19 protein-coding genes are annotated in these 22,400 nt (G+C 68.5%); 9 read left to right on the top strand and 10 right to left on the bottom strand.

Annotated features, from left to right (window positions below):
- Positions 1-111: 111 nt before the first annotated feature.
- The gene (locus tag ABEA26_RS26430) at positions 112-636 is read left to right on the top strand and encodes an LppU/SCO3897 family protein (RefSeq protein ID WP_345595851.1); all 525 of its coding nucleotides are present in this window, start codon (positions 112-114) and stop codon (positions 634-636) included.
- 104 nt (positions 637-740) lie between these two features.
- On the opposite strand, the gene ABEA26_RS26425 is transcribed toward ABEA26_RS26430, so the two are convergent.
- The gene (locus ABEA26_RS26425) at positions 741-2,210 is read right to left on the bottom strand and encodes a CCA tRNA nucleotidyltransferase (protein ID WP_345595850.1); all 1,470 of its coding nucleotides are present in this window, start codon (positions 2,208-2,210) and stop codon (positions 741-743) included.
- Between the two features lie 234 nt (positions 2,211-2,444).
- Between ABEA26_RS26425 and ABEA26_RS26420 the strand changes: the two genes are divergently transcribed.
- The 7 genes from ABEA26_RS26420 to trxA all read left to right on the top strand — a co-directional run bounded on the left by ABEA26_RS26420 (position 2,445) and on the right by trxA (position 12,428).
- Positions 2,445-4,877: a DUF6049 family protein gene (locus ABEA26_RS26420; RefSeq protein ID WP_345595849.1), complete on the top strand. Its 2,433-nt coding sequence runs from the start codon at positions 2,445-2,447 to the stop codon at positions 4,875-4,877.
- Positions 4,878-4,921: 44 nt separating this feature from the next.
- On the top strand, positions 4,922-7,390 hold the full coding sequence (murJ, locus tag ABEA26_RS26415; RefSeq protein ID WP_345595848.1) for a murein biosynthesis integral membrane protein MurJ: 2,469 nt from the start codon (positions 4,922-4,924) through the stop codon (positions 7,388-7,390).
- A gap of 140 nt (positions 7,391-7,530) precedes the next feature.
- The gene (locus ABEA26_RS26410; RefSeq protein WP_345595847.1) at positions 7,531-9,249 is read left to right on the top strand and encodes a protein kinase family protein; all 1,719 of its coding nucleotides are present in this window, start codon (positions 7,531-7,533) and stop codon (positions 9,247-9,249) included.
- Positions 9,250-9,280: 31 nt separating this feature from the next.
- The gene (gene sigM / locus ABEA26_RS26405; RefSeq protein ID WP_345595846.1) at positions 9,281-10,006 is read left to right on the top strand and encodes an RNA polymerase sigma factor SigM; all 726 of its coding nucleotides are present in this window, start codon (positions 9,281-9,283) and stop codon (positions 10,004-10,006) included.
- Between the two features lie 17 nt (positions 10,007-10,023).
- A complete protein-coding gene (locus tag ABEA26_RS26400) occupies positions 10,024-10,923 on the top strand; it encodes an anti-sigma factor family protein (protein ID WP_345595853.1) in 900 nt (299 codons plus the stop codon).
- Between the two features lie 162 nt (positions 10,924-11,085).
- Positions 11,086-12,054 carry a thioredoxin-disulfide reductase gene (trxB, locus tag ABEA26_RS26395; RefSeq protein ID WP_345595845.1) on the top strand — a complete coding sequence of 323 codons (969 nt, stop codon included), beginning with the start codon at positions 11,086-11,088 and terminating at the stop codon, positions 12,052-12,054.
- Positions 12,055-12,095: 41 nt separating this feature from the next.
- Entirely contained in the window at positions 12,096-12,428 is a 333-nt protein-coding gene (trxA, locus tag ABEA26_RS26390) for a thioredoxin (RefSeq protein ID WP_003975042.1), read from the top strand.
- An 82-nt stretch (positions 12,429-12,510) separates the two neighbouring features.
- Here trxA and ABEA26_RS26385 read toward each other — a convergent pair whose 3' ends face one another.
- The 9 genes from ABEA26_RS26385 to rpmH form a co-directional block, all read right to left on the bottom strand.
- Positions 12,511-13,128, bottom strand: coding sequence for a GNAT family N-acetyltransferase (locus ABEA26_RS26385; protein WP_345595844.1), 618 nt, complete (start codon positions 13,126-13,128; stop codon positions 12,511-12,513).
- Positions 13,129-13,461: 333 nt separating this feature from the next.
- Positions 13,462-14,574, bottom strand: coding sequence for a ParB/RepB/Spo0J family partition protein (locus ABEA26_RS26380; protein ID WP_345595843.1), 1,113 nt, complete (start codon positions 14,572-14,574; stop codon positions 13,462-13,464).
- The gene (locus tag ABEA26_RS26375) at positions 14,571-15,644 is read right to left on the bottom strand and encodes a ParA family protein (RefSeq protein WP_345595852.1); all 1,074 of its coding nucleotides are present in this window, start codon (positions 15,642-15,644) and stop codon (positions 14,571-14,573) included. The genes ABEA26_RS26380 and ABEA26_RS26375 overlap by 4 nt, the downstream gene beginning before the upstream one ends.
- Positions 15,645-15,959: 315 nt before the next feature.
- Complete coding sequence (rsmG, locus tag ABEA26_RS26370; protein ID WP_345595842.1) at positions 15,960-16,679, bottom strand: 16S rRNA (guanine(527)-N(7))-methyltransferase RsmG; 720 nt, start codon at positions 16,677-16,679, stop codon at positions 15,960-15,962.
- A 124-nt stretch (positions 16,680-16,803) separates the two neighbouring features.
- A complete protein-coding gene (locus ABEA26_RS26365) occupies positions 16,804-17,316 on the bottom strand; it encodes a Jag family protein (RefSeq protein WP_345595841.1) in 513 nt (170 codons plus the stop codon).
- Between the two features lie 15 nt (positions 17,317-17,331).
- Positions 17,332-18,618 carry a membrane protein insertase YidC gene (yidC, locus tag ABEA26_RS26360; RefSeq protein WP_345595840.1) on the bottom strand — a complete coding sequence of 429 codons (1,287 nt, stop codon included), beginning with the start codon at positions 18,616-18,618 and terminating at the stop codon, positions 17,332-17,334.
- Between the two features lie 3 nt (positions 18,619-18,621).
- Positions 18,622-18,996 carry a membrane protein insertion efficiency factor YidD gene (gene yidD, locus ABEA26_RS26355; RefSeq protein ID WP_345595839.1) on the bottom strand — a complete coding sequence of 125 codons (375 nt, stop codon included), beginning with the start codon at positions 18,994-18,996 and terminating at the stop codon, positions 18,622-18,624.
- Positions 18,993-19,364, bottom strand: a complete 372-nt coding sequence (gene rnpA / locus ABEA26_RS26350; protein ID WP_345595838.1) for a ribonuclease P protein component — start codon at positions 19,362-19,364, stop codon at positions 18,993-18,995. The genes yidD and rnpA overlap by 4 nt, the downstream gene beginning before the upstream one ends.
- A gap of 21 nt (positions 19,365-19,385) precedes the next feature.
- Positions 19,386-19,523: a 50S ribosomal protein L34 gene (gene rpmH, locus ABEA26_RS26345; RefSeq protein ID WP_345595837.1), complete on the bottom strand. Its 138-nt coding sequence runs from the start codon at positions 19,521-19,523 to the stop codon at positions 19,386-19,388.
- A gap of 376 nt (positions 19,524-19,899) precedes the next feature.
- On the opposite strand from rpmH, the gene dnaA reads away from it, so the two are divergent.
- Positions 19,900-21,861, top strand: coding sequence for a chromosomal replication initiator protein DnaA (gene dnaA / locus ABEA26_RS26340; RefSeq protein WP_345595836.1), 1,962 nt, complete (start codon positions 19,900-19,902; stop codon positions 21,859-21,861).
- Positions 21,862-22,400: the final 539 nt, after the last annotated feature.

Raw genomic sequence — 22,400 nt, 5'->3', positions numbered from 1 at the left:
ATGACACAGAGCCTCAACGGGCTACAGGGATGTCAGCGGAACCCGATAACTTACGTGCGTCTTATTCGCGTCATGCTCGCGACACGCACTTACGTTTCAGGGGGACCCCCAATGACCACTCCACCGCCTCAGGGCAACCCATTCGCCCAGGGCCAGCCGCAGGCTCCTCAGCCGCAGCAGCCCCAGGGCCAGAATCCCTACGCTCAGGGCCAGCCGGGACTCCCGCAGCAGCCCGGACAGCCGGGGTTTTCGCAGCAGGCCGGTCAGCCGGGCTTCCCTCCGCCGGGCGCCCCCGTTCCGCCGCCCGGCCGCTCCAACCCCTTCAGCAAGAAGCTCGTGCGCATCGGGGCCGTCATCGTCGTGGCGATCCTGATCGGCTTGGGCAAGTGGTACTGGGGGCAGTCGGACGCCGAGACGACGTCGGTGGGCAGCTGCATGCACAACGAGGGCACTCAGGTCAGCCCGGACCTCAAGTCCGTCGACTGCTCTTCGGGTGACGCGCAGTTCAAGGTCGTCGAGAAGTTCGACGACACCAGCGACGACAGCAAGTGCGAGGCCGTCAAGGACGCAACGATCTCCTATTACCAGACGGGTGACAACCACGATGTGGTTCTCTGCCTCAAGGAAGTGAAGTAAGTCCTGTACATCAGGTGGGAGCGGGTGACGTTTCACGTGAAACGTCACCCGTGAGACGTGGACCGGGGTCGTGTTTCACGTGAAACACGACCCCGGTCCACGTCTCACGACTCCTGCTCGGCCCACCACTCCTTGAGCGCCGCCACGGCCGCGTCGTGCCCCATGGGCCCGTTCTCCAGGCGGAGCTCCATCAGGTACTTGTAGGCCTGACCGACGGCCGGCCCGGGGCGGACGCCGAGGATCTCCATGATCTGGTTGCCGTCCAGGTCCGGGCGGATCGCGTCCAGCTCCTCCTGCTCCTGCAGCTGCGCGATCCGCTCCTCCAACCCGTCATACGCACGTGAGAGCGCCGAGGCCTTGCGCTTGTTGCGGGTCGTGCAGTCCGAGCGGGTCAGCTTGTGGAGCCGGTCCAGCAGCGGACCGGCGTCCCGGACATACCGACGGACTGCGGAGTCCGTCCACTCACCCGTGCCGTAACCATGGAAACGCAGGTGCAGCTCGACCAGGCGGGAGACATCCTTCACCAGGTCGTTGGAGTACTTGAGCGCCATCATGCGCTTCTTCGTCATCTTCGCCCCGACCACTTCGTGGTGGTGGAACGAGACCCGGCCGTCCGTCTCGAAACGGCGTGTACGCGGCTTGCCGATGTCATGCAGCAGGGCGGCCAGGCGGAGGACCAGGTCGGGGCCCTCGCTCTCCAGGGCCATCGCCTGCTCCAGGACGATGAGCGTGTGGTCGTAGACGTCCTTGTGCCGGTGATGCTCGTCCCGCTCCAGACGCAGCGCCGGCAGCTCCGGCAGGACCCGCTCGGCGATGCCGGTCTCCACCAGCAGGGACAGGCCCTTGCGCGGATGAGAGGAGAGGATCAGCTTGTTCAGCTCGTCCCTGACTCGCTCGGCCGACACGATATCGATGCGTGCGGCCATGTCCTTCATTGCGGCGACCACCTCGGGAGCCACCTCGAAGTCCAGCTGCGCGGCGAAGCGCGCGGCCCGCATCATCCGGAGCGGATCGTCCGAGAAGGACTCTTCCGGGGTGCCCGGAGTGCGCAGCACACGCGCCGCGAGATCGTCGAGACCCCCGTACGGGTCGATGAACTTCTTCTCCGGAAGCGCGACCGCCATGGCGTTCACCGTGAAGTCCCGCCGGACGAGGTCCTCCTCGATGGAGTCTCCGTAGGACACCTCGGGCTTGCGCGAAGTACGGTCGTACGCCTCCGACCGGTAGGTGGTCACCTCGATCTGCCAGCTCTGATCGGCGTCTCCGACGCGGCCCTCTTTCTGCGCCCCCACAGTGCCGAACGCGATCCCGACCTCCCAGACGGCGTCCGCCCAGGGCCGCATGATCTTCAGGACGTCCTGCGGGCGGGCGTCTGTCGTGAAGTCCAGGTCGTTGCCGAGCCGGCCGAGCATCGCGTCCCGGACCGAGCCGCCCACCAGGGCGAGAGAGAACCCGGCCTCCTGAAAGCGGCGGGCGAGATCGTCGGCGACAGGGGCCACCCGCAGCGGTTCACTCACCGCGCGACGCTGCTCCTGGCTGAGGGCACTGGGGCTGAGTTCGTTGGCGTTCGGCACAACAGAACAGGGTACGTGGCCCGGGCGGACACCGGCGCCCCCATTGATCGGGGTGATCGCACACAGAATCCCGCACTTTAACGGCGCTACCTTTATAGACGCACATACGGGGCGGCTCCGCCCCGTGGCGGATCTTGTGGCGTACTCCGCGGCACTTCCCCTCGGCGCGCATCGTTACCATGCGTGGACGCACATTCCGACGACCACTGACGACGACGAGGGACGGGCGAGCGCGTGGCCGAGGCGGCAGAATTCCAGGGGAGCAGTCCCTCACCTGCCCGCCGGTGGCTACGGCGCACCACGGCGCTGCTGGCCGGGACACCGCTGCTGGCCGGCCTGGTCCAGCTGCCGACCACGGGCCCGGCGCACGCCGCCGGACAGTCCGCCGCCAAGGCCGACGCCGATTCGGGCCCGGTGGCCGTCGCCGTCGACTCACTCACCCCCTCCGCGCCCACGGACGGGGACACGGTGACCGTGTCCGGCACCGTGACGAACAACGGCAAGCAGACCGTCACCGACGCCCACGTGGGCCTGCGCGTGGGACCCGAGGTCAACACCCGCTCGTCCGTCGACGCGATCGCGAAGGGCAGCGACGATCTCCAGAGGTCCATCGCCCCGGAGATCGACGACAAGTACACGGAGAAGTTCTCCAAGCTCACCCCCGGTGTCGCCGAGCACTTCAACATCTCCGTACCGGTCGACGACCTCGACCTCGGCGGGGACGGCGTCTACGAATTCGCCGTCTCGCTCTCCGGTGAGACCTCCGCGCAGCCGTGGGAGCAGCTCCTCGGCATCCAGCGGACCTTCTTGCCCTGGCAGCCCGCCGGCGCCGACCCCAGGACGAAGACGACGGCTCTGTGGCCGCTCGTGTCGACCATCCACATGGCCGCCGAGACCGGACCGAACGACGAGCAGACGCCGGTCCTCCTCAACGACGACCTGGCCGAGGAGATCTCCCCCGGGGGCCGTCTGAACCAGATGGTGACGCTGGGCAAGGACCTCGACGTCACCTGGGTGGTCGACCCGGACCTGCTGGCCTCCGTCGACGCGATGACGGGCAGCTACCGCGTCCGGGACGGCGACCAGACCGTCGCGGGCACCCACCAGGCGGTCGCGAAGCAGTGGCTCGCCGAGCTACAGGACGCGGTGGCCGACGAGGAGGTCGTCGCCCTGCCCTACGCCGACCCGGACCTGGCCTCCCTGGCCCACAACGGCACGGACGTCACCGGCTCGCTGAACCAGCTGAAGAGCGCCACGGACGTCATCGACGAGACGGTCGGGCCGATCCTCCACGTGAAACCCAGCACCGACTTCGCCTGGCCCGTGAACGGCGCCGTCGACCGGTCGATCGTCAAGGTCGCCACCTCGGCCGGCGCCGACAAGGTGATCGCCCGCAGCGACAGCCTCCAGGAGACCAGCGGCCTGCCCTACACACCTTCCGCGGCCCGCCCCATCGGCGGCGGCACGACGGCCGTCGTCGCGGACGCCCGGATGTCCAGGGCGTTCGAAGGGGATCTGACGAAGGCCTCCGCGTCCACGCTCGCGGTGCAGCGGTTCCTCGCCCAGAGTCTGGCCCTGAATCTCCAGACCGGCAAGCAGCGCAGCGTCGTCGTCGCCCCGCAGCGCATGCCCTCCGGGAGCCAGGCACGCGCGATGGCCGAGGCACTGCGCGCGCTGCAGGGCGGCACCTGGTCCGAGTCCCAGAAGCTGGCGGCGGCCGCCGCGGCCAAGCCGGACCCTGACGCCACCACGAAGGTGCCGGGAGCCTCCTCCTATCCCGCGGCGCTGCGCAGGAAGGAGCTGCCCCGGTCGGCTTTCGTGCAGATCGCCCGTACACAGGACACGCTCGACAACTTCAAGGTCGTCCTGTCGGACCCGTCCCGGGTGGCGACTCCCTTCGGGCGTGCCCTGAACCGGGAGATGTCCGCGTCGTGGCGAGGCCGGGCCGACGAGGCGGAGTCCTACCGCGCCGGCGTGAAGTCGTACCTCGACGGGCTGACCGGCCGGGTGAAACTGATCGACAAGTCGGAGACGAAACTCTCCGGACGCAGCGCCACGATCCCCGTGACGGTGCAGAACAACCTGGTGCAGGACGTGGGCCCCCTGGTCCTGCGTCTCACCTCGACGAACCCGACACGCCTCGAGATCGATGGCGCCGACTACGAAGAGCAGCCGATCTCGGTCTCCGGCGGCCACAGCCAGTCGGTGAAGTTCACCACGTCGGCCAACGCCAACGGCCGGGCGACGGTGATCGCCCAGCTGTACACGATGGACGGGCGGAAGTACGGCGCGCCCGTCACCTTCGACGTGAAGGTCACCGAGATCACCGCCACCGTGATGCTCGTCATCGGCGGCGGCGTCCTGCTGCTCGTCCTCGCCGGCTTCCGGATGTACACGCAGCGCAAGCGGGCCGCGGCCCGCGAAGCAGAGAAGGACGCAACCGGCGAGGCGGAGGAGCCCGAAGTCTCGAAGGACTCCGGGGAATCGGACGACTCCGACGACTCCGAGGCCGGTCCGGAGAACCCGGAAGACCCCGGCGAACGTCCCGCCAAGGAGTCCGAGGCACACACCCGGGCAGGCGACCCGGAGCAGCCGAGTGACCCGACACCGGACACCGCAGCGGAAAACGCCGACCCTTCCGGCCCGGGTGAGAGAGTGGACCGTTGAGGATGTCGTGGCCGGTCGGCCCGGGACGATGAGGTGGGGTAACCATGAACGCGCCGTACGACGGTGACCGCGGTCGGGCCGTGGACGGCTCGGGTCACTCGGATCACTCCGAGGGACCGCCGCCCGACCCCGGACAGACACCGCCGCAGCAGCCCGCGGACATGTACCTCCAGGACGCCTACGACCAGGATCCCTACCGGGCGCAGGACCTCTCCGCCCAGGACCCGGTCACCGAGGCTCTGTACGACCGCGCCGCGCACCCGCCGCCGCCGCCGGGCACGTACCCGCCGCAGCAGCCGCTGTACTCACAGCCCTCCCAGTCGCCATACGCCCCCGACCCGAACGTCTGGGCCCAGACCCCGGCCCCGGAACCGGAGGGACCGACGCAGTACCTGCCGTACGGCGACGACCCGCGGACCACCCAGTTCGTCGGCGTGGACGACCTGGTCACCCAGGCCGGCGAGCAGCGCCACGAGCCCGACGCCTTCGCCCACCTGTTCCGCGACCAGCAACAGGGCGGCGGCCACCCCTCGTACGACGACCACACGTCCGTCCCCGCCCCCACCCCGGCACCGGGGCAGTACGGCGGGACACCGGGGCCGGGGCAATACGGCGGGACACCGGCACCGGGGCAGTACGGCGGGCACCAGGGCCCCACCCCGTACGGACACGCACCGGCACCCGGTCAGTACGGCGGGCACCAGGGCCCCGACCCCTACGGGAACGCACCGGCGCACGGCCAGTACGGCGGCCCCCCTCCGACGCCCGGGCAGCACGCGGCGCCCGCACCGGGCCAGTACGCGGTGGCTCCCACTCCGGAAGCGGCCGAGGCACCCCTCCAGGAACCCGTGCCCCCTCCCACGCCGGCCGCCCCCAAGAAGGGCGGACGCGCGGGAGGCCTGCTGAAGTCGAGCGCCGTGATGGCGGCGGGCACGATGGTGTCCCGACTGACCGGGTTCATCCGCTCGGCGCTGATCGTCTCGGCGTTGGGCGTCGGGCTGCTCGGCGACACCTTCCAGGTCGCCTACCAGCTGCCGACGATGATCTACATCCTCACCGTCGGTGGCGGCCTCAACTCGGTCTTCGTGCCCCAGCTCGTGCGGGCCATGAAGGACGACGACGACGGCGGCGAGGCCTACGCCAACCGCCTGCTGACCCTCGTCATGGTGGCGCTCGGAGCGCTCACCGTGATCACGCTCTTCGCCGCGCCACTGCTGATCCGGCTCCTGTCCAACCCTGTCGCCAGCGACCCGGCCGCGAACGAGGTCGGTATCACCTTCGTCCGCTACTTCCTCCCCTCGATCTTCTTCATGGGCCTCCATGTGGTGATGGGGCAGATCCTCAACGCCCGCGGCCGGTTCGGCGCGATGATGTGGACCCCGGTCCTGAACAACATCGTGATCATCGTGACCCTGGGGATGTTCATCTGGGTCTACGGCACCGCCGAGAGCTCGGGGATGAAGGTCACGAGCATCCCGCCGGAGGGCGAGCGGCTGCTCGGCATCGGCGTGCTGCTGGGCCTCATCGTGCAGTCCCTGGCCATGATCCCGTATCTGCGGGAGACGGGTTTCCGACTTCGGCTGCGCTTCGACTGGAAGGGCCACGGACTCGGCAAGGCGATCAGCCTCGCCAAGTGGACGGTCCTGTTCGTCCTCGCCAACCAGGCGGGCGCCATGATCGTCATCCAGCTCTCCACCGCCGCGGGCAAGGCGTCGCCCGTCGACGGCACCGGCTTCGCCGCCTACGCCAACGCCCAACTGATCTGGGGCCTGCCCCAGGCCATCATCACCGTCTCCCTGATGGCCGCCTTGCTGCCCCGCATCTCCCGCTCGGCATCCGAGAACGACGGCGGCGCGATCCGGGACGACATCTCCCAGGGCCTGCGCACCACAGCCGTCGCGATCGTTCCCGTCTCCTTCGGGTTCGTCTCCCTCGGCATCCCGATGTGCACCCTCATGTTCGGCTCGTCGGGTACCAGCGAAGCCACCAACATGGGCTACATGCTGATGGCCTTCGGCCTCGGCCTCATCCCGTACTCCGTGCAGTACGTCGTCCTGCGCGCCTTCTACGCCTACGAGGACACCCGCACGCCCTTCTACAACACCGTCATCGTGGCCGTGGTCAACGCCGCGGCCTCGGCCCTGTGTTTCCTCCTGCTGCCCTCGCGCTGGGCCGTCGTCGGCATGGCCGCCTCCTACGGCCTGGCCTTTGTGATCGGTGTGGGCGTCGCCTGGCGCAGGCTGCGCAAGCGGCTCGGCGGGGACCTGGACGGCGCCCGGGTCCTGCGGACCTACGCCCGGCTGTGTATCGCGTCCGTCCCGGCCGCCCTGATCAGCGGAGCGGCCTGCTACGCGATCAGCCGCGCGCTCGGCCAGGGCGTCCTCGGATCGCTCGCCGCGCTGCTGGCCGGCGGGGTGCTCCTGTTCGGTGTCTTCTTCGTCGCCGCCCGCCGCATGCGCATCGAGGAAGTCAACTCGCTGGTCGGCATGGTGCGCGGACGCCTGGGACGCTGAGACCGGGGGTAGGCGCACAACCATCATCTGCCACTGTGTGTCGTGCATAGCGGCGGACTGTGGGCACAATTGGGTTCGGCGTCGGACCGCGCGCAGCGGAAGTCGGCCGGCGCGCGACGAATGGGGAGGCAGGAACGACGGTGGCAGAACGGAGCACAGCTGCCGTCGACGTGGCAGACAACAGCGGCGATGAGCCGCTGACCGCACAGGCGGACCAGTCCACGGCCGACGGGGTGGCCAACAACCGGGAGCGGGACACGGACAGCGACGAGGCACAGGGAAGCCCCACGAGCGAGGATTCCGGCAGGACCTCGCCTCCCGAACTGCACAGCGGGCACAAGCTCGCCAGACGCTACCGCCTCGAGGAATGCGTCACCCGTCTGGACGGCTTCAGCAGTTGGCGGGCCGTCGACGAGAAGCTCCGCCGCGCCGTCGGGGTCCACATCCTCCCCTCGGACCACGCGCGCGCCCGATCCGTACTGGCCGCGGCACGTTCCTCCGCCCTTCTCGGCGACCCCCGCTTCGTCCAGGTCCTCGACGCCGTCGAGGACAACGACATCGTCTACGTCGTGCACGAGTGGCTCCCCGACGCCACCGAGCTGACCGCGCTTCTCGCCTCCGGCCCGCTGGAGGTGTACGACGCGTACCAGATGGTCAGTCAGATCGCGGGCGCCATGGCGGCCGCCCACCGCGAAGGCCTTGCCCACCTGCGCCTGAGCCCCACCGCCGTGCTGCGCACGTCGACGGGCCAGTGGCGGATCCGCGGACTCGCCGTCAACGCCGCCCTGCGCGGTATCAGTTCCGACACTCCCCAGCGCACCGACACCGAGGCCATCGGCGCCCTGCTGTACGCCACTCTCACCCAGCGCTGGCCGTACGAGAGCGACGCCCACGGTCTGGCCGGCCTGCCCAAGGACATCGGACTGATCCCGCCGGACCAGGTGCGCGCGGGCGTCCACCGCGGCCTGTCCGAACTCGCCATGCGCGCGCTCGCCAACGACGGCGCCACCGCCTCCCGCCATGAGTCCCCGTGCACCACGCCGGAGGAACTGGTGAAGGCCATCGGCGAGATGCCCCGCATCCGCCCGCCGGAGCCTGCCTACACCGCCCCGCCCGCGTACCAGCGCACGGCCTATCAGCAGGGCGCCTACGGCCGTCCCGCGCCGCACCCCCGCGCCACCCAGCCGGTGCCGGCCCCGCCGCCCCCGCTGCAGAGCCGTACCGGCAAGGCGCTGAAATGGGGCGTCTCCGCTCTGCTGATCGCCGCGCTCGGCCTGGGCAGCTGGCAGCTCGCGGACGCGATCATGGAGCGGGGCGGCAAGGCGGGCGACCAGAACCAGACGCAGACGACTGACGGTGACGACAAGAACGAAGAGCAGCCCAAGCCGGTCAAGCCGATCAGCGTCCAAGGTTCCCGGGAGTACGTCGCCGAGGGCAGCGCCCAGGCACCGGGGGACGTGGCCAAGACCTACGACGGCGACCCTTCCACCTACTGGCGTACGAACAGGTACAACGACGGGCCGACGCTCGCGCCGTACAAGCCGGGTGTCGGCATCGTCTACGACCTCGGTTCCTCCCAGGACCTCTCGACGGCGTCGCTAGGTCTCCGGTACGCCGGTGATCACACGACGGTGCACCTCTACGCCACCGACTCCCTGTCGCCCTCGACCGATATTGACGGAATGAAGGAGATCGCGACCGCCACCGCCAGTGGCACCTCGCTCACGGTGAAGGCATCGAAGCCACTCAAGACCCGGTACGTCCTGCTGTGGATCACAGCCGTGCCGAGTGCTCCCTCCGACGGTTACAGCGGCGCCGGGTACAAGCAGGCCGTCACCGAAGTGACGTTCAAGGGCTGAGGGGTCGCCGGGGACGAGGGGGAGGAGGCCCATGACGGGTGACAGCGCTCACGGCGGCATCAGCGATCAGGACCTCCTCGCCCGGCACGTCGAGGGCGACCCCGAGGCCTTCGGTGAGCTGGTACGCCGCCACCGCGACCGGCTCTGGGCCGTGGCCCTGCGGACGCTGGGGGACCGCGAGGAGGCCGCTGACGCCGTTCAGGACGCCCTCGTCTCCGCCTACCGGGCCGCCCACACCTTCCGCGGGCAGGCAGCCGTCACGACGTGGCTGCACCGCATCACGGTGAACGCCTGCCTGGACCGGGCCCGCAAGGCCGCCTCCCGGAAAACCGCTCCCGTCGAGGACACCGAGCGCCTGGACCAGCTCCTGGAGCCGCACGAGTCGGCCTCGGCCCCCGCCGAGCGCAACGACCTGCATCGCCAGCTGCTGGAGGCCCTGGGCACCCTGCCGGCCGATCAGCGCGCGGCTCTCGTCCTGGTGGACATGCAGGGCTACCCCGTCGCGGAGGCCGCCCGGATCCTCGATGTACCGGTCGGCACGATCAAGAGCAGGTGCGCCCGTGGCAGAGCCAGACTCCTGCCGCTGCTCACCCACCTGCGCCCGGAGGGCAGCGGCGAGACCAGGGAGCCCGGCTCGGGACGGAACCGGACGCAGGGGACAACCGTCCCACCCGCAGCGGGACCGCACCGTGCGGGTCCGTCGGACGCGGGGCCGAGCGATTCAGCCGCAGTGAAGGGCGGAGGTGGACGAACGTGACGTCGTCGACGACAGACATGACCGGGCACCCGGACGTCGCGGAGATCTCCGACCTCGCCGAAGGCCTGCTCCCGCCCCTACGGACCACGGCTCTCAGGCGGCACCTGGAGACCTGCGAGCTCTGCGCGGACGTCTACGCGTCACTGGAGGAGATCGAGGGACTGCTCGGCACGCTGCCGGGACCGACACGGATGCCCGACGACGTGGCCGACCGGATCGACGCAGCCCTGGCGGCCGAGGCCCTGCCGAGGGCCAAGACGCCGGAGACCCCGGAGCCCGTGCCTGCCACGGCAGGGTCCGTCGTCGACGTGCACGTCGACGCGCGTGTTTCACGTGAAACATCGGCATCGGTGGGCCGGCCCGCCGGGCACGCCCGCTCTTCGTCCACCGGCCCGGGCCGCAAGGACCACAGGCGAGGCGGGCGACGCAGGATCGCCTTCCTCGGCACCGTGGCCGCCGCTGCCGCCCTGGGACTCGGCACCGTGGTCGTCACCTCCCTCACCGGGGGCAACCCGTCCGACGACACCGCCCAAGGGCAGCAGACCGCGCTCGCGGACACCTTCTCCGAGGGAAAGCTGAAGCAACAAGTCACCGATCTCCTCCCCAAGGAGCAGGACGCTCAGAACGGGCCGCGTACACCGCGCAGCTTCGGCATGGAGTCCGAAACCGGTGGTGACAACCGTGTCTTCAAGCAGCCGACGGTTCCCGAGTGCATCCAGAAGGGCATCGGCCGCGACGACGCGGCGCTCGCCACGAAGGAAGGCGTCTACAAGGGCAGGGGAGCGCTACTCGTCGTGCTCCCCGACGCCTCCAACGGCAGCCGTGTCACCGCGTACATCGTCGAGTCGACGTGTGTGGAACAGCCTGCCGTCAGCAAGGCCGAGATTCTTCTGAAGCGCTCCTACACGCGTTCCTGAGTGCGGAGATCCGTTCCTCTTCCCAGATGCCCGGACGTTCGCCTCCGTGTGCCCGGGCACAGCGGGAATGCGCGCCCCGTAGGATCCGTTGGGTGGGGTGAGGGCTCCGACAGAAGCTCCGCCCGGCCCTGAAGACGCAGTCCAGAGACGAGGAATGAAGCCGTGAGCGACGTCCGAAACGTGATCATCATCGGCTCCGGGCCCGCCGGCTACACGGCGGCGCTCTACACCGCGCGCGCGTCGCTGAAGCCGCTGGTGTTCGAGGGCGCCGTCACCGCGGGCGGTGCGCTGATGAACACCACCGAGGTGGAGAACTTCCCAGGCTTCCAGGACGGCATCATGGGCCCCGAGCTCATGGACAACATGCGGGCCCAGGCGGAGCGCTTCGGCGCCGAGCTGATCCCGGACGATGTCGTCGCAGTCGACCTGACCGGTGAGACCAAGACCGTCACCGACACCGCGGGTACGGTCCACCGGGCCAAGGCCGTCATCATCACCACCGGTTCCCAGCACCGCAAGCTCGGCCTGCCGAACGAGGACGCCCTCTCCGGTCGCGGCGTCTCTTGGTGCGCGACCTGCGACGGCTTCTTCTTCAAGGACCAGGACATCGCCGTGATCGGCGGCGGTGACACCGCGATGGAGGAGGCCACGTTCCTCTCCCGCTTCGCCAAGTCCGTGACGATCGTCCACCGCCGCGACACCCTGCGCGCTTCCAAGGCGATGCAGGAGCGCGCCTTCGCCGACCCCAAGATCTCGTTCGTCTGGGACAGCGAGATCGCCGAGGTTCAGGGTGACCAGAAGCTGTCCGGCCTGAAGCTGCGCAACGTCAAGACCGGCGAGCTCTCGGACCTGGCGGTGACCGGCCTCTTCATCGCGATCGGCCACGATCCGCGCACCGAGCTCTTCAAGGGCCAGCTCGACCTGGACCCGGAGGGCTACCTGAAGGTCGAAGCCCCGTCGACCCACACCAACGTGACCGGTGTCTTCGGCGCCGGTGACGTGGTCGACCACACGTACCGCCAGGCGATCACCGCCGCCGGCACCGGCTGCTCCGCCGCGCTCGACGCCGAGCGTTTCCTCGCCGCGCTCACCGACGAGGACAAGGCCGAGCCCGAGAAGACCACTGTCTGACCCCCCGTTCGCCTCACGCATCAACCATTAAGGAGCCCGCCGTGGCCGGCACCCTGAAGCATGTGACCGACGACTCCTTCGAGCAGGACGTCCTCAAGAACGACAAGCCCGTCCTGGTGGACTTCTGGGCCGCCTGGTGCGGTCCGTGCCGCCAGATCGCGCCGTCCCTCGAGGCAATCGCCGCCGAGTACGGTGACAAGATCGAGATCGTCAAGCTCAACATCGACGAGAACCCGGGTACGGCCGCCAAGTACGGCGTCATGTCCATCCCCACCCTGAACGTCTACCAGGGTGGCGAGGTTGCCAAGACCATCGTCGGTGCGAAGCCGAAGGCCGCAATCGTTCGCGACCTTGAGGACTTCATCGCCGACTGACGTTTCACGTGAAACGTTGAATGGGCCGACCCGTACGGGTCGGCCCACTCGCTTTCCACCGGTCCTCCTGTGCAGAGCGCTGCTACAGCGGTCGCAGCGCCGGTTCCTTCTGGACGGCTCCGAGCAGGCGATCCAGTGCCATCTCCACGTCTTCCTTCCAGGACAGCGTCGAGCGAAGGTCCAGCCGCAGCCGCGGATGGCTGGGATGGGGTCGGACCGTCTTGAAGCCCACCGCCAGCAGGTGGTCTGCCGGCAGGACGCAGGCGGGCTCCTTCCAGCGGGCGTCCCCGAATGCCTCGATCGCCTTGAAGCCCCGACGCAGCAGATCCTTGGCGACCGTCTGGACCATCACCCGGCCCAGCCCCTGCCCCTGGTAGCCCGGCATCACGAACGCGGTCATCAGCTGGACCGCATCGGGCGAGACAGGGCTGGTGGGAAACGCCGCCGAGCGCGGTACATACGCCGGGGGCGCGTAGAGGACGAAGCCCACCGGTACCTCATCGACGTAGACCACCCGGCCGCATGATCCCCAGTCCAGTAGGACGGCGGAGATCCAGGACTCCTTCTCCAGGGCCGGTGTGCCCGCCTTTACCGCGGCTTCGCCGCTGACGGGATCCAGCTCCCAGAAGACGCACGAGCGACAGCGCTGGGGAAGGTCCTGAAGGTTGTCCAGCGTGAGCGGTACGAGCCGGCGCCCCATGAAGGCTGTTCCTCGCTTCCTTCGCCCGCCGCATCGCGGGCCGCTGTCAGAGCACTCCGTTCCCTGAGCAGGCTGCCGATGAACCCACCGACCGCGCCCAGCCCCAAGCCCGCGCTCACCAGTCCGGTGCGGCTCATCATTCGCATGGCCCCTGCCTTCCTCTCAGCTCAGAGGTACTGCCAGGTGACTGCGCCATCCTGATCGCATCGTATCCACGATGTGGTGACCCCGACACCGACGCAAAGCAAAGGGCGGGCCGTGTTCCGGCACGCACCGGACACGACCCGCCCCGTCAGCAGCTGGAGCAACACCTGTGATCCACCTGCCCGAGCCTCAGGAGCCGAGCTCCTCGGCCTCACCGTCCAAGAGGCCCTTCTGCAGCACGGGCCCTTCACCGGGAGCGAGGCTTCCCAGGATCCGCTCAAGGTCCTCCATGGAAGCGAACTCCACAGTGATCTTGCCCTTCTTCTGCCCCAGGTCGACCTTCACCCGTGTCTCGAAGCGGTCCGAGAGCCGCGTCGCCAAGTCCGAGAGCGCGGGAGAGACCAGGGCACCGGCCCGCGGGCCCTTGGCCCGCTGGGTCTTCTGCGGCCGGGAACCCATCAGGGTCACGATCTCCTCGACCGATCGCACCGAAAGCCCCTCGGCCACGATCCGGTGAGCCAGCCGGTCCTGCTCCTCCGAGTCCTCCACGGAGAGCAGTGCCCGCGCATGCCCGGCGGAGAGTACTCCGGCGGCCACCCGGTTCTGAACCTTCGGCGACAGCTTCAGCAGACGCAGCGTGTTGGAGACCTGAGGCCGGGAGCGCCCGATGCGATCCGCCAGCTGGTCGTGCGTGCAGCTGAAGTCCTTCAGCAGCTGGTCGTAGGCGAAAGCCTCCTCCAGCGGGTTCAGCTGAGCCCGGTGCAGGTTCTCCAGCAACGCGTCCAGAAGGAGCTTCTCGTCCTCCGTGGCCCGCACGATCGCCGGGATGGCATCCATCTCCAGCTCTCGGCAAGCCCGGAAACGACGCTCACCCATGATGAGCTCATAGCGTCCGGGGCCCGTCTGCCGGACGACGACCGGCTGGAGGAGACCCACCTCCCTGATGGAGGTGACGAGCTCGGCCAGCGCGTCGTCGTCGAAGTCCTTGCGCGGCTGCTTCGGGTTCGGCGTGATGGCGTCGAGCGGGACCTCAGCGAAGTGCGCCCCCACGGGCGACCTGAGTGTGTCCACACCACTCGATGCCGCACTGGCTGCAGCCGACTCCTCTGTTTCACGTGGAACCGGCGGAAGCGTGGCCACCTTCGCCGCGGCCACCCCGCGGTCGTTCGGCAGCAGTGGCCTCGGCCCCGGGGAGGCGGAAGCCGCGTTCCCCAATGCCGCCGAAGCCACCGACTTCTCCGTCGGCGCGTTGGGGATCAGTGCGCCCAGACCACGGCCCAGCCCCCTCCGTCGCTCACTCACTGGATCCCCTCCACCATGTTCGGGTCATTCTGTGCGCCGATGTGAGCGTGAGTCGCGTCATAACTGACGCCCACGCCCCTCAGCGCGATTTCGCGTGCCGCCTCCAGATAGGAGAGAGCTCCACTCGATCCTGGATCGTAGGTCAGAACCGTCTGACCGTAACTCGGGGCCTCGGAGATACGGACCGACCGCGGAATGCTCGTCCGCAGCACCTCACCACCGAAGTGACTGCGCACCTCGTCCGCGACCTGTGACGCGAGCCGCGTCCGGCCGTCGTACATGGTGAGCAGAATCGTCGACACATGCAGCGTGGGGTTGAGATGCCCCCGCACCAGATCGACGTTCCGCAAGAGCTGCCCCAGCCCTTCCAGCGCGTAGTACTCGCACTGGATCGGGATCAGCACCTCCTGGCCCGCGACGAGCGCGTTGACCGTCAGCAGGCCGAGGGAGGGCGGGCAGTCGATGAGGATGTAGTCCAACGGCTGCTCGTACGCCTGGATCGCCCGCTGAAGCCGGCTCTCGCGTGCCACCAGAGAGACCAGCTCGATCTCCGCACCGGCGAGATCGATGGTGGCGGGTGCACAGAAGAGGCCCTCGACATCGGAGACCGGCTGGACCACCTCTGAGAGCGGCCTGCTTTCGACCAGCACGTCGTAGATGGATGGGACGTCGGCGTGGTGGTCGATACCCAGCGCAGTGGAGGCATTGCCCTGCGGGTCGAGGTCGACGACCAGGACCCGGGCGCCGTGCAGGGCGAGTGACGCGGCAAGGTTGACGGTCGTCGTCGTCTTGCCCACACCACCCTTCTGGTTGGCGACCACCATGACCCTGGTCCGCTCGGGCCGCGGCATCCCCTCGCCGGCGCGGCCCAGAGCATCCACCGCCAATTGGGCAGCACGACCGATCGGAGTGTCGTCCATCGGAGGCGGTGTTTCACGTGAAACATCCGCCCCCATCGACTCGGTACGGGGACCGGGGACCGGATCGGTCATCGGTCCCGCGATATTGGCGTCGGACCGCAAGGATTCACTCTCCTCGACTTCAGGCTCGCAATGAACAGAGCCTCCCATGCCTTCGGGGTCATGAACCAGTGAGGCCTGGCCTTCTGTGGAGAAATCCACCTCTGTGGACAACTCCGTGCCCCCGAGCGATCCGAGAGGCTTTCGGTCACGAGGGTCGGCCGCGGCGCGGCCGCGACTGATGATGCCGTGCAGCAGTGAGCGACGTTTCACGTGAAACACGATGCACAGCAGCCGAAGCCGAACTACCGCGACACTCCGGCATGCGTAGCTTTGGCAGCTTGTGTGGAGTACTGCCGACCATCAGGACGCTCCGGTCAGGGCGGATCGGTACGCCCCCTACCCTCGCCTCGGCTGCCCGGGCCGCTACCCGCGACGCCGGCGCGCCCGCCCGGTCCGCGCCGCCTTGGCCCGCTTGGCGGCAAAGCGCACGCCCCCGGGGCTCTCCCCGACCTCGACCCGCACCACAGTGGACATGGGGTCCACGACCCCCTCACCGACATGCAGGATGGACGTCTCCACCGCACCCAGCTTGCTCAGCGCCGTGGCCGAGGCCTTCAGCTCCTCCTCGGCCGTGTCTCCCTTGAGAGCCAGCATCTCGCCGTACGGCCGCAACAGCGGAACCCCCCAGGTGGCCAGCCGGTCCAACGGAGCAACGGCACGGGCCGTCACCACGTGCACCGGCGGCATCTTGCCCATGACCTCCTCGGCCCGGCCACGCACGACAGTGACATGGTCCAGGCCCAACAGCTCCACGACCTCGGTCAGGAAGTTCGTGCGCCGCAGCAGCGGTTCCAAAAGCGTGATCTTCAGGTCCTCTCGGACGAGCGCAAGCGGGATTCCCGGCAGGCCCGCACCGGAACCGACGTCGCACACCATCACACCCTCGGGTACGACTTCCGAGAGCACCGCGCAGTTCAGCAGATGCCGCTCCCACAGGCGGGGCACCTCACGCGGTCCGATCAGACCGCGCTTCACCCCCGCCTCGGCGAGCAGTTCCGCGTAGCGGACCGCGTCCGCGTACCGATCACCGAACACCTCACGCGCCTGCTCGGGCACGGGGGGAAGCTCCGCTGCCTCCGTCACGGGGGACCGTCCTTCCTACGGCACCGGCGCACCAGTCGCCGCTGCCAGAACCACCAGAACTATCAGGCTGACAAAATTCGGCCCCGTCTGCGCAACAGACGGGGCCGGGGAACGTGAGAACCGATCAGGCGGGAAGCACGACGACGAAGCGCTCCGGCTCCTCGCCCTCGGACTCGCTGCGCAGACCCGCCGCCTTGACCGCGTCGTGCACGACCTTGCGCTCGAACGGGGTCATGGGCTTCAGCCGCGCGGGCTCGCCGCTGCTCCTGACCTCGGCCGCGGCCTTGGCACCCAGCTCGGAGAGCTCGGCGCGCTTCCCGGCCCGGTACGCCGCGACGTCGAGCATCAGCCGACTGCGGTCACCGGTCTCCCGGTGCACGGCAAGACGCGTGAGCTCCTGCAGAGCCTCCAGCACCTCACCATCCCGGCCGACCAGCTTCTCCAGGTCACGGCTGTTCGAGTCGCTGATGATCGAGACAGACGCGCGGTCGGCCTCGACGTCCATGTCGATGTCGCCGTCGAGGTCGGCGATGTCGAGCAGACCCTCCAGGTAGTCCGCGGCGATCTCGCCCTCGTTCTCGAGGCGAGTCAGGGTGTCTGCACCCTCGGCAGCGGCGGAGGTGGTGCCTTCCGTCACGGGATGGGCTCCTTCTTACTTCTTCGACGGGGACTTGGGCCGCTGCGGGCCCTTGCGCTGTCCGGACTGAGCCTTGCTACGGCCACCGCCACCGGACTTCTGAGCCGGCTTCTTGGCGCCGCCGGCAGGCTTGGTGTCCTGTTTGCCGTCCTGCGGCTCGTCCGACTTGGTCAGCGAGGTCTTCGGCTCGGACTCGCCGGCCACCTTCGTGGTCTGGCGCTGGGACTTGCTCTGCCGCTTGGGCTGCTGCCGCTTGGGCGTCGCCGGGGTGGCCACGGCCGCCCCGTCCTCGGTCTGGGCGGCGACAGCGGCATCGTTCTTCACCACGTTGCCGTCGGCCTGGGCCGCCATGCCCGCCTTGTTCAGACCGTTGACGAACTTCCGCTCGAACTCGTTGCGGTCCCGCCCCTTGGCGACGATGGCCTTCACGATGGCCTTCTCACCACGGCCACGCGTCTTGCCGTGCTGGGTGACGCTCTTGTGCAGGCGCTCCAGGTAGGCGGCCTGCGCCTTGGACCCCGGCGTCGGGTTGTTGCGGATGACGTACATCTGCTGGCCCATGGTCCACACGTTGGTGGTCAGCCAGTAGACGAGGACACCGACGGGGAAGTTGATGCCGAAGATGGCGAACATGACCGGGAAGACGTACATCAGCATCTTCTGCTGCTGCATGAACGGCGTCTTCACCGTCGTGTCGACGTTCTTGGTCATCAGCTGGCGCTGGGTGAAGAACTGCGACGCCGACATCAGCACGATCATGATCGCGGTGACGACCCGGACGTCCGTCAGCGAGGACCCGAGAGCCTCCACCTTGTCGGCGCTGTCCATGAACTTCGAGGCCAGTGGCGCACCGAAGATGTGAGCCTTCTGCGCGCTCTCCAGCAGGCTCTTGTCGATCACGCCGATGGTGTCGTTCGACGCGATGGCGTTGAGCACGTGGTACAGGGCGAAGAAGAACGGAGACTGCGCCAGGATGGGAAGGCACGAGGAGAGCGGGTTGGTACCCGTCTCCTTGTACAGCTTCATCATCTCTTCGGACTGGCGCTGCTTGTCGTTCTTGTAGCGCTCCTGGATCTTCTTCATCTCCGGCTGGAGCGTCTGCATCCCGCGCGTCGCCTTGATCTGCTTCACGAAGAGCGGGATCAGGCAGATACGGATGAGAATCACCAGGGACACGATGGACAGGCCCCAGGCCCATCCGGTGTCAGGGCCGAAAATGGCGCCGTACACGCTGTGGAACTGGACGATGACCCAGGAGACAGGTGTCGTGATGAAGCTGAAGAGGCTGGCAATCGTGTCCACTAATCATGCTCCTTGGGCATGGGGCTGGGTCTCTGCGGCCGGGCTCGAAGGACCGGACGGACTCGTCGGAGAAGTCCGTCCCTCGGTGGCCGGTTCGGCGGCGGAGGGCCCGCCCTTGCGTGCACGCCAGGCGCCACGCAGCATTTCGTGCCACCGCGGACGCTTGCGCGGCGGAACATGGTCCACGCCGCCCAGCGACCACGGATTGCACCGCAGGATGCGCCAAGCGGTGAGCGCCGTGCCCTTGATGGCACCGTGCCGGTCGATGGCCGTGTAGCCGTAGTGGGAACACGACGGGTAGTACTTGCACACGGGCCCCAGCAGCGGACTGATCGTCCACTGGTACAGCTTGATCAGGGCCAGCAGCGGGTACTTCATCGCGCGCCCCCTCCCAGCAGCCGCTGCAGGGCGGCATCCAGGTCTCGGGCCAGCTGTGCATGGTCTGCGTCACCCGCACCGGGCAGCGCTCGTACGACTACCAGGCTACCGGGGGGAAACAGGGCGATCCGGTCGCGCATCAGATGGCGAAGCCTGCGCTTCACCTTGTTGCGCACCACCGCACCTCCCACAGCTTTGCTCACGACGAAACCCGCACGTGTCGGGGGAGCGCTCTCCCCAGGCGCGTGCGGGTCCGTAGCACCGCTTCGAAGGTGGACGACGAGGGCCGGGCGGCCGGCCCGGCGCCCTCGTCGAACCGCGGTCGCGAAGTCCTCGCGCCACCTCAGCCGGTTTTCGGTGGGCAGCACGATGTCATGACCTGACCGGGATCAGGCGGACAGACGGCTGCGACCCTTGGTGCGGCGGGTCGCCAGGATCGCGCGGCCGGCACGGGTACGCATACGCAGCCGGAAACCGTGGGTCTTCGCACGGCGGCGGTTGTTCGGCTGGAAGGTGCGCTTGCTCACTCGGGGGCTCCAGAAAGATTCGGGGTTGGCGGGGTGCCGTCCTGGCTGTCACCGTGCGCCCACGAGTAGCTCGCGTTACGCCCGTGTGCACCGCTTTTCGATCACCTTGGACGTGATCTGTGCCCATCGGAGGCAGGCGGCAGCAGCCATCGACAACTCGACTTGGTCACGGTACGTGGGACTGCGCCATTCGGTCAAACCGACGGCGACCGGGAGACACTTGTCCACAGGCTGGGGACAACAACTTGAACCCTACCGGCCGCGCTGACTACCGTGACTGGACTCCGATTCGTTCCTTTGTCCCTGCCCCACCCGAGTTTCACCCCGACCCGTCCCCGAGTCACACCTTCGAGGGACCCGTGAGAGAGCGTGCCCTGTGGCTGACGTACCTGCCGATCTTGCCGCAGTGTGGCCACGCGTACTGGAGCAACTCCTCGGGGAGGGTCGCGGGCAGGGTGTCGAGTCGAAGGACGAGCACTGGATCCGGCGCTGCCAGCCTCTCGCGCTGGTCGCCGACACCGCCCTGCTCGCAGTACCGAACGAATTTGCGAAGGGCGTACTGGAGGGCCGTCTCGCCCCCATCGTCAGCGAGACCCTGAGCCGTGAATGCGGCCGTCCCATCCGCATCGCGATCACCGTCGACGACACCGCGGGAGAACCGGCCGGCCCCACCCCGCCGGCGCCACCCGCCGGCCCGCAGCACCGCTACGAGGAGCCCGAGCTCCCCGCACCCGGCCAGGGCCGCGACGAGTACGAGGGGTACGACGGGTACGGACGCCACCGCGCCGACCAGCTCCCCACCGCCCGCCCCGCCTACCCGCAGGAGTACCAGCGCCCCGAGCCCGGCTCCTGGCCCCGCCCCGCGCAGCAGGACGACTACGGCTGGCAGCAGCAACGCCTCGGCTTCCCGGAGCGGGACCCCTACGCGTCACCGCCGCAGGAGTCCTACGGCCAGGAGCCGTACCCCAAGGGCGCCCGTCAGCAGGACACGTACCAGCAGGGCTACCGTCCGCAGCCTCCGGACCGCTCTCCGTACGACGCCCAGCGCGGTGATTCCCGCGGTGATTCCCGCGGCGACTCACAGCGAGGCGACTACAAGCAGACACGCAACAACTACGAGCAGAACCGCAACGACTACGACCAGCCGCGCGGCGACTACGACCGCGGCCCCCGCCGGGACCTGCCCGAGCCTCAGCCCGGCTCCGGACACGTCCACCGCGGCGGCCCCGTCGGACCGGGCCCCGCCACCGGGGCTCCCAGCCCGCTGGCCGCGCAGCCCGCGCCGGCGACCGGACCCGGCGAGCCGACCGCACGACTGAACCCGAAGTACCTCTTCGACACCTTCGTCATCGGCGCCTCCAACCGCTTCGCCCATGCCGCGGCCGTCGCCGTCGCCGAGGCACCCGCCAAGGCGTACAACCCGCTCTTCATCTACGGGGAGTCGGGACTCGGCAAGACCCACCTGCTGCACGCCATCGGGCACTACGCCCGCAGCCTCTACCCCGGCACGCGGGTGCGCTACGTGAGCTCCGAGGAGTTCACCAACGAGTTCATCAACTCGATCCGCGACGGCAAGGGCGACAGCTTCCGCAAGCGCTACCGCGAGATGGACATCCTGCTGGTCGACGACATCCAGTTCCTCGCGGACAAGGAGTCGACGCAGGAGGAGTTCTTCCACACCTTCAACACCCTCCACAACGCCAACAAGCAGATCGTCCTCTCCTCCGACCGGCCGCCCAAGCAGCTGGTCACACTGGAGGACCGGCTGCGGAACCGTTTCGAGTGGGGTCTGATCACCGACGTCCAGCCACCCGAGCTGGAGACGCGCATCGCGATCCTGCGCAAGAAGGCGGTACAGGAGCAGCTCAACGCCCCGCCGGAGGTACTGGAGTTCATCGCCTCCAGGATCTCGCGCAACATCCGCGAACTGGAGGGCGCGCTGATCCGCGTCACGGCGTTCGCGTCGCTCAACCGGCAGCCGGTCGACCTGGGCCTCACCGAGATCGTCCTGAAGGACCTGATCCCCGGTGGCGAGGACTCGGCCCCCGAGATCACGTCCACGGCCATCATGGGCGCCACCGCGGACTACTTCGGCCTCACCGTCGAGGACCTGTGCGGCACCTCGCGCGGGCGCGCGCTGGTGACGGCCCGGCAGATCGCGATGTACCTGTGCCGCGAGCTGACGGATCTCTCGCTGCCGAAGATCGGCGCGTTGTTCGGCGGCCGGGACCACACCACGGTGATGCACGCCGACCGCAAGATCCGCAATCTGATGGCCGAGCGACGCTCCATCTACAACCAGGTGACCGAGCTGACCAACCGCATCAAGAACGGCTGACGGCTGCCGGCACGGCTGTCGGCACGGTCCCGAGGCGCCCCGGACACCCACCCACGGGGCGCCTTTTTCATGCCCGCTCCCAGCCCGCTCCCAGCCCGCTCCCAGCTCTCTCCACCATCTCCCAGCCCGCTCGATGTCAGGAGGCGCGGACCCGCTGTTCGATTACCTGCCTGGTTACGGCCGTCCTCCACAGATTCGGGCACTTTTTTCCGTCCACACCTTGGGGACTGGGAAGTTGTCCCGATCCTGTCCACAGGCCAAGGTGTTGAGCAACCATCAGGGCAGGTCAACGACCTGTGGATTCGTGGACAAAGGTTATCCACAGGCTGTGGACAACGAAAGGATCCACAAGCTGTTCATGAAGTTGTCCACGGGCAGCCCACAGGCTGAGCCACGTTGTCCCCAGCGATCGCCAGCTTCTCCACATGACTGTCCACTGTTCGGCAACCCGACGCGCCCTCTCACCACCTCGAGTGAAAGGCGTCACACCGAGCCGCTTGGTTGGGCTGTGGGAAACGTGGGTAAACCTGGGGACGCAG

This window comes from Streptomyces marokkonensis, from assembly GCF_039539045.1.
Taxonomy (GTDB): Bacteria; Actinomycetota; Actinomycetes; order Streptomycetales; family Streptomycetaceae; genus Streptomyces; species Streptomyces marokkonensis.
Note: the sequence above shows the minus strand (reverse complement) of the source record. Positions and strands in the feature narration are given on the sequence as shown.